Genomic DNA, 14418 nt, shown 5'->3' on the forward strand with positions numbered 1-14418 from the left:
CGCGCCCTGGGTGTCACGTCCACGCCGGGACGGTCACATCGCGGCGATGCCCTCCATACCGGAACCGGCGAACGGGGGCAGGCCCTTGACGGTCGTGACCTTGGTGAGCGCCCCGTTCGCCTCGACGCGGAAGCCGTCGACCGTCCCGGAGGTGGCGTTCTGGACGTAGACGAACCTCGCGTCCCCGGTCACGGCGATGTCGATCACCCCCTGCGAATCGGGGGAGGGCGGGGTGGCGAGCCCGGTCTTGTCGGTCAGGGCGAGCCGCCCGTGCTGGTCCATGCGGTACCCGGTGACCGCGGAGGTGCCGGTGTTGCCGCCGTAGAAGAAGGCGCCCGCGCGCTCCAGCCAGCACAGGACCTTCTGGCCGTTGGCGAGCGGTGCCCGCAGGACCTTCAGCTTGCCGTCGTGCTGGACGCGGTAGGTGGTCACCGTGGACTTCTCGGCCTCGGCGACGAGCATCCGGCTGCCGGAGCTGTCGAAGCTGATCGCGAACGGCACCTTGCCTGCCGATGCGTTGACGACGGGTTCGGCGACGGCGGGCAGGCCGTTCCGCCTCAGCGGGAAGACCTCGACGGTGTTGTTCCCCTTGGTGGTGACCACCAGATCGTGGCCGTCCGGGGTGATCTCGACCTCTCCGGGCGAGGTGTCGAACCGCGGTACGTCCTCGTTGGCCAGCCCCAGTGAGCGGAAGGACCCCCGCATCGGCACGAGGCCCTTGCGCGTGATCCGGAAGCCCTGGACGCTGCCCTCGCCGCCCGCGTTCATGACGTATGCGATCCTGCCGCGTACCGCGACGCTGGACGGGAACTTCCCGCCGGTGCGCACTATGTGACGGTCCATCAGCTTTGTGCCCTTGGTGCGGAAGGACGTCAGTGTGCCACTGCCCGCGTTGACCGCCAGCAGCATTCCGGAGTCGTCGTCGTAGACGAGGGAGCCCTGGGAGGCGAGGGAGTCGGTGGGGGCGTCGACCTGGTCGCCGCCCCGGCCGCCCGTGGCATAGCGGCCCGCGGGTTTGAGCTTCCCCTCGTCGTCCCGTGCGAACACGTGGACGGTATTGCCGTTCAGCTCGTTGCCCTGCACGAAGACGGCACGCTCGGTTCCTCGCGACCCCCCGGACTCGCTCGCCGAGGCCAGGGACACGGCCACGGTGGCTGCCGCGGCGGTGGCGAGGGCACCGCCGCCGATCAGGACGCGCCGCGTCCTCGACATCGCCCGGTGGGTCCGGCGTTCTCCGGCCCTGCCGCTCGGGTGGTGCTCGCTCTGCTCGCCGTACACGTTCACGCTCACATTCCGCTCCCTTGGTCCTCTGCCGCGCCTGGGGCGCCTGCGTCCCCGTCAGGTGTCGGTGGACGGCACAAGAGTGACCAGGGAGGGGGATGGGGCAGGTGGGAACGCGGGGCACGTCAGACTCTCGTAAGCAGTGGGAGACTGCCTTGCCCCGCGGTCTGTCCGGTCCGGCGCGCCGTCAGACGCCGTTGTCCTTCGCCCTGCGGCGCCCTCCCTGAGGGGGGTCCGGCGGGGCCGGGTTGAGCGGGTCGTCGATCAGGCCCCCCAGTCGGCGCGTCTCGTCGAACGGGTCCACGGCCATCTCGTGCGCCGCCTCGGTGAGGGCCTGCAGGGCGGGCACGAGCCCGGCGCGCGCGTCGGCGGGCAACCGCTCGACCAGTGCACGGATCTCGGTGCGCCGATGGGCGAGGACCCGCGCCACGAGCTCCCGGCCGACGGGGGTGAGGCGCAGGACGACTTCCCGCCGGTTGTCGGGGTTGGTCCTGCGGTCGATGAGCCCGGCGGTCTCGAGGCGCTCGACCATGCGCAGTGCGGTCGAGGGGTTGACTCGCAAGGTCGTCGCCAGGGCGGCGAGCTTGACCGGTCCGCAGGTGTCCAGCACCACGAGAGCGCGTAGCTGGGGCAGGGTGAGGGATTCGTCGGTGGAGGCGAGCGCCCGCGCGGAGATCGCGACGAGCAGTCTTGATGCAGACATGACCGCCACGGTGACGTCCTCGGCCTCCTGGTCGAGCGCGGAACGGGCAGGCGCGTCAGCCGAGGGCTGTGGGAAAGAGGGGTCCTGGCGTGTCATCGCTGTCTGTTCCGCTTCTGCGTCGGGTGGTCCGGGAATCCGGACCGGCGGCTCGGGCCCTGGATCGTTGCGGAATGCAATGGTAGGGCGTGGGTGCAGGCGCGCCCGGGGGAGTGAGGCCGTTCGGCCTGCTGGGAGTACCCCCGCTGCACCGGGCGCATCCGCCGTACCCGGCTCGCGGTGATCACATACCGGACCTAACGTCTGAACTGACGGTCCGCCGGTACTCGCTGGGAGGTGGGTGTGGACGCTGCGGCGAGCCCGCCTCGCGCGGCAGGGCGCCGGCGGGTGCGGAGCAGCCCGTGACGGCTCACGCGCCGGGTCGCTGAAATGTCCTGCGAAAAACATCATTGCAGAATGCAATGGTGGGTACCCGCGGGTCGGAGGCTCGCCGAAGGCTCACTCCCCGCCGGAAGACGAGGGCATGCCCACGTCGACGAGCTCCTCAGCACATGATCCCGCCTCGCACACGGGGCAGGCCGGAGGAATGGTTTCCCGATGACTCTCACTTCGCGACACGGCTCCCGCGGCCCGAGCGGCGGGCGGCCCGCGTCGGTCGACGTGGTGGCACTGGAGGCCGCGCTGCGCGACGCGGTCGACGGCGAGGTCCGCTTCGACGCGGGCAGCAGAGGGGCGTATGCCACGGACGGCTCCAACTACCGGCAGGTACCCCTGGGGGTCGTGATCCCCCGCTGTGTGGACGCGGCCGTACGGGCGGTGGAGGTGTGCCGGAGGTTCAGGGCCCCCGTGCTCTCCCGGGGCGGCGGCACCAGCCTGGCCGGGCAGGGCACCAACACCGCCGTGGTCATCGACTGGACTAAGTACTGCCACGCCCTGGTCTCCGTGGACGCCGACGCCCGCACCTGCGTGGTGGAACCCGGCATCGTCCTGGACGAGCTCAACCGGCAGTTGTCGGACCACCGTCTCCAGTTCGGGCCGAAGCCGTCCACGCACAGCCACTGCGCCCTCGGCGGGATGATCGGCAACAACTCGTGCGGGGCGTCCGCGCAGGCGTACGGCAAGACCGTGGACAACGTGCGCCGGCTGGAGATCCTCACCTACGACGGCACCCGCATGTGGGTCGGGCCGACGGACGCGGAGGAGCGGAAGCGGATCGCGGCCGAGGGCGGTCGCCGGGCCGAGATCCACTCCGGTCTGGAGCGGATCGTCACCGAGTACCTGGCCGACATCCGGCAGGGCTACCCGAAGATCCCGCGTCGGGTCTCCGGCTACAACCTGGACTCCCTGCTGCCGGAGAACGGCTTCGACCTCGCCAAGGCGCTGGTCGGCAGCGAGGGCACCCTGGTCACGGTGGTGCGCGCCGAACTCGATCTGGTGCCGGTACCGGCCTGCCAGGCGCTGCTGGTCCTCGGCTACGACGACATCTGCAGCGCCGCCGACGACGTACCCGAACTCCTGCGGCACTGCTCGCCCGGCCAACTGGAGGCGCTCGACGGCCGGATGGCCCAGCTCATGCGCGAGGAAGGGGCCTACCTCGACTCGCTCGACGCCCTTCCGGACGGCGACAGTTGGCTGATGCTCCAGTTCGTCGGCGACAGCCAGGACGACGTGGACGAGCAGGCGCACGCCCTGCTGCGGGCCCTGGGCCGCAGCGAGAAGGAGGCCACGGTGGCCTTCTCCGACGATCCGGAGCGCGAGCAGAAGATGCTCAGGGCCCGCGAGGCGGGACTCGGCGTGACCGCGCGCCCGCCGGACGACCGGGAGACCTGGGAGGGCTGGGAGGACTCCGCCGTACCGCCCGAGCGGCTGGGCGACTACCTGCGTGACCTGAAGAAGCTCTTCATGGAGTTCGACTACGACCACCCGTCGCTGTACGGGCACTTCGGGCAGGGCTGTGTGCACACCCGCATCCCGTTCGGGCTGAAGACCGCCGAAGGCGTCGCCGACTTCCGCCGCTTCCTGGAACGCGCCGCCGACCTCGTGGCCTCCTACGGTGGCTCCCTGTCCGGCGAGCACGGGGACGGGCAGTCGCGGGGCGAGCTGCTCACCCGCATGTTCGGCGAACGGCTCGTGACCGCGTTCGGCGAGGTGAAGGCCCTCTTCGACCCGGACAACCTGATGAACCCGGGCAAGGTCGTCGACCCCAACCCCGTCGACGGACAGTTGCGGCTCGGCCCCACCTGGCGGCCGACCCCCTCCGACACCCACTTCGGCTACCCGGACGACGAGCACTCCTTCACCCGGGCCGTGATGCGCTGCGTCGGCATCGGCAACTGCCGCAGCCACCAGGGCGGTGTCATGTGCCCCTCCTACCGGGCCACCAAGGAGGAGGAGCACTCCACCCGAGGGCGCTCGCGCCTGCTGTTCGAGATGCTCGACGGACACGCCGACTCGGCCGTCACCGACGGCTGGCGCTCGACCGAGGTCCGCGACGCCCTCGACCTGTGCCTCGCCTGCAAGGGCTGCAAGTCCGACTGCCCCACGGGCGTCGACATGGCGACGTACAAGGCGGAGTTCCTGGCCCACCACTACGCGGGGCGCCCGCGCCCCGCGGCGCACTACTCCATGGGCTGGCTGCCGCTGTGGGCGCGTCTGGCACAAGCGGCCCCGTCCCTGCTCAACAGCGTGCTGCGGGCCCCGGGACTGGCGCGCGTCGGCAAACGCCTGGCCGGCGTGGACGACGCCCGCGAGGCGCCGCTGTTCGCGCCGCAGTCGTTCCTCAGGTGGTGGCGGGAGCGGGACGCCGAGCAGCCGGACCCCGCCGACCCGCGCACCGTGGTGGTCTGGCCCGACACGTTCAGCACCTTCTTCCACCCCTCGATCGCGATCTCGGCGGTACGCGTCCTGGAGGACGCCGGTTTCCGCGTCGCCGTGCCGACGGACGCCGTGTGCTGCGGACTGACCTGGATCTCCACGGGCCAGCTCACCGTCGCCAAGAAGGTCCTGCGCCGCACGCTCGACGTCCTGCGCCCGTACATCGAGGCCGGCACGCCGGTCATCGGGCTCGAACCGTCCTGCACCGCCGTGTTCCGCTCCGACGCGCCGGAACTGATGCCCGACGACCAGGACGTACGACGGCTGGCCGGCCAGTTCCGCACCTTCGCCGAACAGCTCGTGCACCACGCGCCGAAGGACTGGCAGCCACCCGCGCTGACCCGGCAGGCCGTCGTGCAGACCCACTGCCACCAGCACGCGATCATGAAGGACGACGCCGACCGTGAACTGATGCGCCGCGCCCACCTCGACGCCGACGTGCTGGACGAGGGCTGCTGCGGCCTGGCCGGCAACTTCGGCTTCGAACGCGGCCACCACGAGGTCTCCATGGCCGTCGGCGAGCAGGGCGTGCTGCCGGCGGTGCGCGCGGCCGCCCCCGACAGCCTGCTCCTGGCGGACGGCTTCAGTTGCCGCACCCAGATCGAACAGGGCGACACCGGCCGCCGGGCCCTGCACCTGGCCGAGGCACTGGCCCTCGGCCTCGACGGAAACCTGCCCAGCGAGCACCCCGAACGCCTGGCCCGCCGGCCGTCCGGTCCCTCGCGGTCCGCGCGCTGGGCGATCACCGCGGGCGCCGCGGCAGTGACGGCGGGGGCGGCCGCCCTGGCCGGCCGCGGCGTCACGCGAAGCCTTCGACGCCACCCGTAACCCCCGACCTACGCACGCACACGTCCCACCGGAAAGGTCAGCACATGTCGATGAAGGTCTCCGACCACATCCTCGAACGGCTGCGCGCCTGGGAGGTCGAGCACGTCTTCGCCTACCCCGGTGACGGCATCAACGGACTGCTCGCCGCCTGGGGACGCGCCGACAACAAGCCCCAGTTCGTCCAGGCGCGCCACGAGGAGATGGCCGCCTTCGAAGCCGTCGGATACGCGAAGTTCTCCGGCAAGGTCGGTGTCTGCGCCGCCACCTCGGGACCCGGTGCCATCCACCTCCTCAACGGCCTGTACGACGCGAAGCTGGACCACGTGCCCGTCGTCGCGATCGTCGGACAGACCAACCGCAGCGCGATGGGCGGCTCCTACCAGCAGGAGATCGACCTGCTGAGCCTCTACAAGGACGTCGCCTCGGACTTCTGCGAGATGGTCACCGTCCCCGAGCAGTTGCCCAACGTCCTCGACCGGGCCATGCGCACGGCCATGGCACGCCGTTCGGTGACGGCCGTCATCGTCCCGGCCGACGTGCAGGAGCTCGACTACTCCCCGCCCGAGCACGCCTTCAAGATGGTCCCCTCCAGCCTGGGCATGTCCCACTACGCCCCGGTGCCCGCCGACTCCGACATCGAGCGCGCCGCCGAGGTCCTCAACGCCGGTGAGAAGGTCGCCGTCCTCATCGGGCAGGGCGCCCGCGGTGCCCGCCAGGAGGTCATGGAGCTCGCCGACCGGCTGGGCGCCGGCGTGGCCAAGGCCCTGCTCGGCAAGGACGCCCTCGACGACGACCTGCCCTACGTCACCGGTTCGATCGGCCTGCTGGGCACCCGACCGTCGTACGAGCTGATGCAGGACTGCGACACCCTGCTGGTCATCGGATCCAGCTTCCCCTACACGCAGTTCCTGCCCGAGTTCGGTCAGGCACGCGCCGTGCAGATCGACATCGACCCGCACATGGTCGGCCTGCGCTACCCGTTCGAGGTCAACCTCGTCGGCGACGCCCGCCTCACCCTCCAGCGGCTGCTGCCGCACCTGCGGCCGGCCAAGAGCGACGCCTGGCGCAAGAAGATCGAGAAGAACACCGCCCGCTGGTGGGAGGTCATGGAGCGGCGCGCCGCGGTGGACGCCGACCCCATCAACCCCGAGTACGTGGCCCACGCCCTGAACGGCCTGCTTCCCGACGACGTCATCCTCGCCGCCGACTCCGGGTCCGCCGCCAACTGGTACGCCCGCCACCTGCGGCTGCGCGGCGACATGCGCGGCTCGCTGTCCGGCACGCTGGCCACCATGGGACCCGGCGTCCCCTATGTGATCGGCGCGAAGTTCGCGCACGGCGACCGTCCCGCGATCGCGCTCGTGGGCGACGGGGCGATGCAGATGAACGGCCTCGCCGAGCTGATCACCGTCGCCAAGTACTGGGAGCAGTGGGCGGATCCGCGCCTGGTGGTGGCCGTGCTCAACAACCAGGACCTCAACCAGGTCACCTGGGAGATGCGGGCCATGTCCGGCGCCCCGCAGTTCCTGCCCTCGCAGTCCCTGCCCGACGTCGCGTACGCCGACTTCGCCCGGTCGGTGGGCCTGGGCGGTCTGCGGATCGAGAAGCCGCAGGACGTGCAGGGCGCCTGGGAGACGGCGCTCGCGGCCGACCGGCCCTTCGTCCTGGACTTCCGCACCGACCCGGCGGTGCCGCCCATCCCGCCGCACGCGTCCCTCGACCAGATCGAGGCCGCGGCGCTGTCCGTCCTCAAGGGCGACAGCGACCGTGCCGGCATGGTCCGCCAGGGCTTCAAGGCCAAGGTCCAGGAAATGCTGCCCGGCCACCGCCATCGCGAGGACCGGCCCGGTACCGGAGAGGATCAGTGACGCGCAAGGAGACGGTGGAACGGCTGGAGACGGCCGTCTACACGGTGCCCACCGACACCCCGGAGGCGGACGGCACCCTGAGCTGGGACCACACGACCCTGGTGCTCGCGACCGTGCGCTGCGGTCCGGTCACCGGGATCGGCTGGACCTACGCTCCGGCGGCCGCGGCACGGATCATCGACGACCTGCTCGCCGACGTCGTCGTCGGCCGCCCCGCCTTCGACGTGCCGGGGACCAACGAGGCCATGCAGCGCGCCGTGCGCAACGCCGGCCTGCCCGGTGTCGCCGCGCAGGCGATCTCCGCCGTGGACATCGCGCTGTGGGACTGCAAGGCCCGCCTGCTGGACCTGCCCCTGGTGGACCTGCTCGGCGCGGCCCACGACGACGTGCCCGTCTACGGCAGCGGAGGGTTCACCACCTACGACGCCGAACGGCAGGACCGCCAACTGCGGGGCTGGGCACAGGAACAGGGCATCCCCCGCGTCAAGATCAAGATCGGTGAGTCGTGGGGGCGGTGCGAGGAACGCGACCTGCGGCGCGTCGCCGAGGCCCGCGCCAGCATCGGCGACACTGCGGCACTGTTCGTGGACGCCAACGGCGCCTACAGCGCCAAACAGGCCGTCCGGGTCGCCGCCGCGCTGGCCGACGAGGGCGTGACCTGGTTCGAGGAACCCGTCTCCTCCGACCACCTCACCACCCTCGCCCACGTGCGCGACCGCGTCACGGCCGACGTCACCGCCGGCGAGTACGGCTACACCCTCCCGTACTTCGAGCACATGCTCGCCGCCGGCGCGGTGGACTGTCTCCAGGCGGACGTCACACGCTGCGGAGGCATCACCGTCTGGCTGCGCGTCGCCGCCCTCGCCCACAGCAGGGGCCTCGACATCTCCGGTCACTGCGCACCCCACGCCCACGCCCATGCGGCGGCGACCGTGCCCAACCTGCGGCACCTGGAGTGGTTCCACGACCACGTCCGCATCGAGGGCCTCCTGTTCGACGGCGTCCTCGACCCCGCCGACGGCACCGTCACCCCGGCCCAAGGCACCGGGCCCGGGCTGGGGTTGGCACTGAACACGGAGCGCGCCCGGCAGTACCGGGTGGGCTGAACAGGGAGGCCGCGTCCGGGTGCGGGGCGTTCGGGCGGCGCCCGCCGCAAGGGCCGTTCGCCGAACGGCATCGAGAAAGGGAGCTGACTGTGGCTGCTGAGAATGTTGTCATCACCGGTGCGAGCGCCGGAATCGGCAGGGCGACCGCCCGCCTCTACGGCAGCCGGGGAGCGAACGTCGTCCTCGTCGCCCGGGGTCTCAGCGGCCTCCAGGCCGCCGCCGACGAGGTGGAGGCCGCGGGCGGCCGTCCGCTCGTGCAGGTCGCCGACACCGCGGACATGGAGCAGGTCGAGGCCGCAGCGGCCGCCGCGGAGGAGGCGTTGGGCCCCATCGACGTATGGATCAACTGCGCCTTCGCCAGCGCCTTCGCACCCTTCGACGAGATCACCGACGCGGAGTACCAGCGGGTGACCGACGTGACCTACCACGGGTTCGTCCACGGCACCCGGGCCGCGCTGAAGCGGATGCTGCCCCGGGACCGCGGCACGATCGTGCAGGTCGGCTCCGCGCTGGGAGAACGGTCCGTGCCGCTTCAGTCCGCGTACTGCGGCGCCAAGCACGCCATCAACGGCTTCACCTCCTCCGTGCGCACCGAACTGCTCCACCGCCGCAGCAACGTGCACATCACCATCGTCCAGATGCCGGCCGTCAACACCCCGCAGTTCTCCTGGGTGCACTCCCGGCTGCCCGGGCACCCCAGTCCCGTGCCGCCGATCTACCAGCCCGAGGTCGCCGCCCGGGGCGTCCTGCACGCCGCCGACCATCCGCGCCGCAAGCAGTACTTCGTCGGGGGCAGCACCGCGGCGACCATCTGGGCCAACCGGCTCGCCCCGGCGCTGCTCGACCGCTACCTCGCGCGTACCGGCGTCGACTCCCAGCAGACCGACGGCCCGCCCACGGGCCGCAGCAACCTGTTCGAGCCCGTCGACGACGCGGCAGGTGAGGACCACGGTGCCCACGGAGTCTTCGACGACTCCGCCCATTCCCGTTCCTGGCAGGCCGCCGTCGCCCGGCACGGCGTCCTGACGGTGACCGGGGCCGGGCTCGCCGCCGCTACGGCGGCGGTGCTGAGGAGGCGGACCCGCGGCACCTTCGGCTCATAGGCAGCCCCTGGCCTACGAATCCTGGCTGATCGTCTCCAGCAGACGGCTGACCAGGGGATTGCGGTCGTCCCCGCGCCAGGCGACGGCCACGCGTGTACGGGCCGTGCCGGGTTCGACCCGCCGGAAGGCGACGCCCTTGAGGCGGATGCGCCGGATGCTCGCCGGGGCCAGGGAGACACCCAGACCCGTCCCCACGAGAGCGCACACGGTCTGCCACTCCACCGCGTGCTGGACGATGCGCGGGGTGAAACCTGCCGCGGTGCACAGGCCGATGATCTGGTCGTGCAGCGGCGGACCGACGGGCCGGGGCAGCAGCACGAAGGGCGACTGCGCCAACTGTGCGATCCGTACGGTTCGTTGGGCGGCCAGAGGGTGAGTGGACGGCAGCACGGCCACGAACGGCTCGTTGAGCACCGTCCTGAAGGCGAGCTCGGGCTCGTCGGTGGGAGGCTCGCGCAGCAGACCGACGTCGATGGTCCTGTCGTGCAGGGCGGCGATCTGAGGAGCGCTGGTCATCTCGTGGATGTCCAGGTGCACGTCAGGGGACCGGTCATGGAAGGCGCGCAGCAGGCCGGGCAGGACTGTCAGGGCGAGGGAAGCGGCGAACCCGATCCGCAGACGGCCGACCTGCCCGCTGCCGACGGCCCGGGCCGCGGCCAAGCCGTCCGCGAGGTCGCTGAGCGCCCGCCGCGCGGCGGGCAGCAGTTCCTTGCCGACCGGCGTCAGAGCGACGCGCCCCGGGCCACGGGTGAACAGCGCGTGGCCGACCTTGTCCTCAAGGCGGCGGATCTGCTGGCTCAGCGGTGGCTGGGCGATGCCCAGGCGGGCGGCCGCGTGGCCGAAGTGCAGTTCCTCCGCCAGCACGACGAAGGCGTGCACCTGCTGAAGGGGAAGTTCGGGGCGATCCATACGCCTACAGATATCAGTTCATCCAAGCGGCCGTATTAGACGTATCAGTGCTGCTCATCTAGCTTTTGGCCCATGACGGAACGACGTGCGATCCTGAGCGGCTCCACCTTCGAGGAAGAGATCGGCTACGCCCGGGCTGTGGTCGACGGCGACCGGGTGCATGTGTCCGGGACGACCGGGTTCGACTACGCCACCATGACCATCTCCGACGATGTCGTGGAGCAGGCCGATCAGTGCCTGCGCAACGTCGAGGCCGCACTCGCCGAGGCGCAGTGCACCTTCGCCGACGTGGTGCGCGTGCGCTATCTGCTGCCCGACCGCGCGGACTTCGCACGCTGCGCGCCGGTTCTGCGCCGCAGCTTCGGCGACGTCCGGCCGGCCGCCACGATGCTCGTGTGCGGTCTCTCCGACGCGAGGATGAAGATCGAGATAGAGGTGGACGCACGGCGACGCCTCCCGGCGGAGGGCGACACCATGAGCCATCCCTTGCAGGCGCCGACCTCCCCCTTCGAGGCCCTCGAACCCCCTTACTACATGGCCGTCTTCACCACAGTGCGAACCCAGGACCAGGACGGCTACAGCGAGACCAACGCACGCATGGAAGACCTGGTGCAGGAAGTCCCCGGCTACCTGGGCATGGACCACGCCCAGACTCCAGGCGGCCTCGGCATCGCCGTCGCCTACTTCCGTGACGCCGACGCCCTCACGCGGTGGCGGACCAACTCCGAACACCGCGCGGCACAGCAGCGCGGGCGAGCCGAGTGGTACGAGAGCTACACGCTGCACGTGGCGAAGGTGGAGAGGAGCCGTGGGTTCAGGCGGGGGCGGGGTGCGCAGGTTCCGGCAGGGGACTGACGGATCGTGCCCCGGTTCTTTCCGGTGGAGAGCAGAATCTGCCTGACCTTGCCCGTGTAGGGGCTCACGGCGCCGTCGTCGGTCGCGCCGTCGGAGTAGTAGAGGGCGTTCGCCTACAGCGTCCACCGACCCATGTCCGGCGCGACACCGATCAGGCACTCGATGTCGGTCGGGAAGCCGGCGAGGGCGTAGGCGGTCAGCCGCAAGTGGCCCTCCAGGCAGACCAGTTGGTGCTGTGTCTCGCCGACGAGGATGAGCGGCGGAAACCTCTCGCCATCGCTGAGCGCGTGGAGCGCCGCGACGAACCGTTCATTCGGCACGTCGAACGCTCGTAGCCCCGCTTTGATGCGTACGGCGGCGTCGGCCGGCCTGCGGCTGCCACCCGACAGTTCGATCCAGTAGGAGTAGTCGAGGTACCGGACGTCGGCCGCTTCGTCGGGGGACAGAACTGCCCTGGTCCACGTGACGTCAGTGGGGAAGTTCTCGAACAGGTCCCGATTCTCGCCGTACCCGCGCGTCGCGGCGAGCAGGGTACGGCGTGCGCGGTTCGCGTCGGCGTCGGAGAAGTCCGGGCGCGTCAGTAGCTGTTCGTCATGCCCCGCGGCCGCCAGATGAGACCGGAGCTTCAGGCCGAACCTCTGGCTGGACAGCTCGCCGCTCAAGAAGCAGGCGATCATCTCGTCCTCGCTGCTCGCGCCCAGTACCTGCACGGCCATCAGCATAGGGATCGGGGTTGGGGTCGGCATGGCGATGGCGCGGTGTCGGTGTCTCCTCGGCTTATCCAACGGTGGCTGGTAATCATGCCTGGGTTGCCGTACGGGACTCGATCACTCCTTCACCAACACGGCCCGGGTGTACAGCAGTTGGAAACCCCGGCGCTGCACGTTCTGCTGGGACTTCGAACCCGGTTGAGTGGTCACGACGGCGACGTCGCACTGGGCCGCGGCGGCGTCGGCGAGCCGGGCGGCGAGCAGGGCCGTCTGCACGCCGTGTCGGCGGTGGGCGGGGGCGGTCGCCGCGCCCGTGAGCTGCGCGACGCCGTCCGCGATGCGCAGGCTGCCGCCTCCGGCGACGGTGCCGTCGTGGAGCGCGAGGTAGGGCACCACGCCGGCCGCCGTGAAGTCCCGTTCCGCGTTGACGAGTACGTCACGCGGGAAGTCCTCGTGCGAGGGCACCCCCTGCTCGTCGGGATGAGCGAAACCGTCGGCCACCACATCCAACCACGCGTCGAACTCCTCCTCGCGAGCCACCCGGACCTCGATGCCCGGAGGCGACGTTCGCTCGTGCGTGCCGTCGAGGGCGAGGCCGAGCACGTTCTCGAAGGACTCCAGCCGGTACCCGCGAGCGGTGAGCAGGGCCCCGATCGCCGGGTCGGCCAGCGCGGACACCTCGGCCTGCACCGGTGCACCGCGATCGGCGAAGGCGCGCTCGACCTCGTCGAGTTCGGACTCGTCGGGCGCACCGGCGAACCCCAGTCCGGCGATCTTGTTGAACGGCGACCCGGCCTCGGCGAACGTGGCCACCGAGCCGGCCACCCGCGTCACGAAGCCGACGTCGTCTCCACGGCGCCGGCGAGCGGCATCGGCCGCCGCGGCCATCAGGTGGGCCTCGACGCGTTCGATGCGTTGCGCCAGGGCGACGTCGCAGAAGAGCGGTGCCGGGTTCATGTCGGCCCGCATCCCGTTCGATGTCCCGTTTCGGTGCTCATGGGCCGAGGTTAGCCGCAGTCCTGGGAGCTGAAGGGGTGAGTCGATGTGCTGCCGACCGCCGCGGGGCGGGGTCGTCCGCACTCCGGGGGCTGTTCCTTCCCGGTCGGGTAGCTTCTTGACTCTCACACCGTGTCAGGCGGTCAGCTCGGAGACATCATGTTCACCATCGGAGACTTCGCCCGGCACGGCCGCGTCTCGGTCCGGATGCTGCGTCACTACGACGCGACCGGACTCCTTCACCCGGCCCACGTCGATCCCGCCAGCGGCTATCGCTACTACACCGCTGCCCAACTCGCCCGCCTCAACCGGATCATCGCGCTCAAGGACCTCGGATTCACCCTCCAGCAGGTCCGGGACATCGTCGACGAGAAGGTCAGCGCCGAGGAACTGCGCGGCATGCTGCGGCTGCGGCGGGCCGAGCTGGAGACCGCGATGGCCGCCGCGGGAGCACGGCTGGTCCAGGTCGAGGCGAGGCTCCGAGCGATCGAGAGCGAGGGGCAGATGCCCACGAACGACGTCGTCCTCAAGAGCGTTCCTGCCGTACGGGTTGCGGAACTGACCGCGACCGCCGCGAGTTTCGAACCCGAGGACATCAGCCCGGTCATCGGGCCGCTCTACGACGAGCTGTTCCGGTGCCTGGAGGCGGCAGGCATCACCCCTACGGGTCCCGGCGTCGCGTACTACGAGGACGCCCCAGAAGGCGGGGACAGGATCAGCGTCCACGCGGCCGTCGAAGTCTCCGCCCCCTTCCAGCACGGCACCTTCCGACTCCTCGACCTGCCGTCCCTCGACCAGGCGGCGACCGTCGTGCACCGCGGCTCGATGGACACCGTCCTCCCCACCGCCCAGACCCTGGCCCGCTGGATCGACGCCAACGGCTACCGGTCGACCGGGTATCCCCGAGAGATCAACCTGGAGTGCCCGCAAAACCGCGACGACTGGGTGACGGAACTACAGGCTCCGGTGACCCGAGCCTGAGCCACCCCGCACAGACGCTCGACCAGGCAGGCCGCGGCGACGAGACCGCGGCCTGCCTGGTCGATCCGCACGAGACCTCGCCGCCCTCACCTGCGCTGCGATCGCCACGGACGATGCACCCCGCCGAGCCCGCGACCGCGCGCTCGTCGCTACGGCCGTACTGGCCCTGGCCCTGGTACGACGCACGCGCGTGACCGCCGAGACCCC

General features: G+C 70.9%; 11 protein-coding genes and 1 pseudogene. 7 read left to right on the plus strand and 5 right to left on the minus strand.

All coding sequences use genetic code 11. The annotated features are described in order from the left end of the window. Positions 1–33 precede the first annotated feature (33 nt). Together ACZ66S_RS35640 and ACZ66S_RS35645 are read right to left on the minus strand one after the other, a co-directional pair. Complete coding sequence (locus tag ACZ66S_RS35640) at positions 34–1290, minus strand: lactonase family protein (protein ID WP_469905702.1); 1257 nt, start codon at positions 1288–1290, stop codon at positions 34–36. A 178-nt stretch (positions 1291–1468) separates the two neighbouring features. Next, positions 1469–2080, minus strand: a complete 612-nt coding sequence (locus ACZ66S_RS35645) for a MarR family winged helix-turn-helix transcriptional regulator (protein WP_469905703.1) — start codon at positions 2078–2080, stop codon at positions 1469–1471. A gap of 498 nt (positions 2081–2578) precedes the next feature. Here ACZ66S_RS35645 and ACZ66S_RS35650 point away from each other — a divergent pair, with 498 nt between their 5' ends. The 4 genes from ACZ66S_RS35650 (at position 2579) to ACZ66S_RS35665 (ending at position 9760) form a co-directional block, all read left to right on the plus strand. Beyond that, positions 2579–5683 (plus strand): FAD-binding and (Fe-S)-binding domain-containing protein, encoded by a 3105-nt coding sequence (locus tag ACZ66S_RS35650; protein WP_469905704.1) that lies wholly within the window; start codon positions 2579–2581, stop codon positions 5681–5683. A gap of 44 nt (positions 5684–5727) precedes the next feature. Continuing rightward, the gene (locus ACZ66S_RS35655) at positions 5728–7551 is read left to right on the plus strand and encodes a thiamine pyrophosphate-requiring protein (RefSeq protein ID WP_469905705.1); all 1824 of its coding nucleotides are present in this window, start codon (positions 5728–5730) and stop codon (positions 7549–7551) included. After that, on the plus strand, positions 7548–8657 hold the full coding sequence (locus tag ACZ66S_RS35660; protein ID WP_469905706.1) for an enolase C-terminal domain-like protein: 1110 nt from the start codon (positions 7548–7550) through the stop codon (positions 8655–8657). The genes ACZ66S_RS35655 and ACZ66S_RS35660 overlap by 4 nt, the downstream gene beginning before the upstream one ends. An 89-nt stretch (positions 8658–8746) precedes the next feature. Next, complete coding sequence (locus ACZ66S_RS35665; RefSeq protein WP_469905707.1) at positions 8747–9760, plus strand: SDR family oxidoreductase; 1014 nt, start codon at positions 8747–8749, stop codon at positions 9758–9760. 12 nt (positions 9761–9772) lie between these two features. Here ACZ66S_RS35665 and ACZ66S_RS35670 read toward each other — a convergent pair whose 3' ends face one another. Beyond that, on the minus strand, positions 9773–10669 hold the full coding sequence (locus ACZ66S_RS35670; protein ID WP_469905708.1) for a LysR family transcriptional regulator: 897 nt from the start codon (positions 10667–10669) through the stop codon (positions 9773–9775). 72 nt (positions 10670–10741) lie between these two features. On the opposite strand from ACZ66S_RS35670, the pseudogene ACZ66S_RS35675 reads away from it, so the two are divergent. Both ACZ66S_RS35675 and ACZ66S_RS35680 read left to right on the plus strand, forming a co-directional pair. Beyond that, a pseudogene (locus ACZ66S_RS35675) lies at positions 10742–11101 on the plus strand (RidA family protein); the annotation flags it as partial. A gap of 42 nt (positions 11102–11143) precedes the next feature. Further along, positions 11144–11524, plus strand: a complete 381-nt coding sequence (locus tag ACZ66S_RS35680) for an antibiotic biosynthesis monooxygenase family protein (RefSeq protein WP_469905801.1) — start codon at positions 11144–11146, stop codon at positions 11522–11524. Between the two features lie 113 nt (positions 11525–11637). Here ACZ66S_RS35680 and ACZ66S_RS35685 read toward each other — a convergent pair whose 3' ends face one another. Both ACZ66S_RS35685 and ACZ66S_RS35690 read right to left on the minus strand, forming a co-directional pair. Further along, entirely contained in the window at positions 11638–12240 is a 603-nt protein-coding gene (locus ACZ66S_RS35685; RefSeq protein ID WP_469905709.1) for a hypothetical protein, read from the minus strand. A 111-nt stretch (positions 12241–12351) separates the two neighbouring features. Then, on the minus strand, positions 12352–13191 hold the full coding sequence (locus tag ACZ66S_RS35690) for a GNAT family N-acetyltransferase (RefSeq protein WP_469905710.1): 840 nt from the start codon (positions 13189–13191) through the stop codon (positions 12352–12354). Positions 13192–13389: 198 nt separating this feature from the next. Here ACZ66S_RS35690 and ACZ66S_RS35695 point away from each other — a divergent pair, with 198 nt between their 5' ends. Then, the gene (locus ACZ66S_RS35695; RefSeq protein ID WP_469905711.1) at positions 13390–14211 is read left to right on the plus strand and encodes a MerR family transcriptional regulator; all 822 of its coding nucleotides are present in this window, start codon (positions 13390–13392) and stop codon (positions 14209–14211) included. Positions 14212–14418 lie beyond the last annotated feature (207 nt).

The sequence above is a fragment of the Streptomyces sp. NPDC107471 genome (assembly GCF_055582845.1).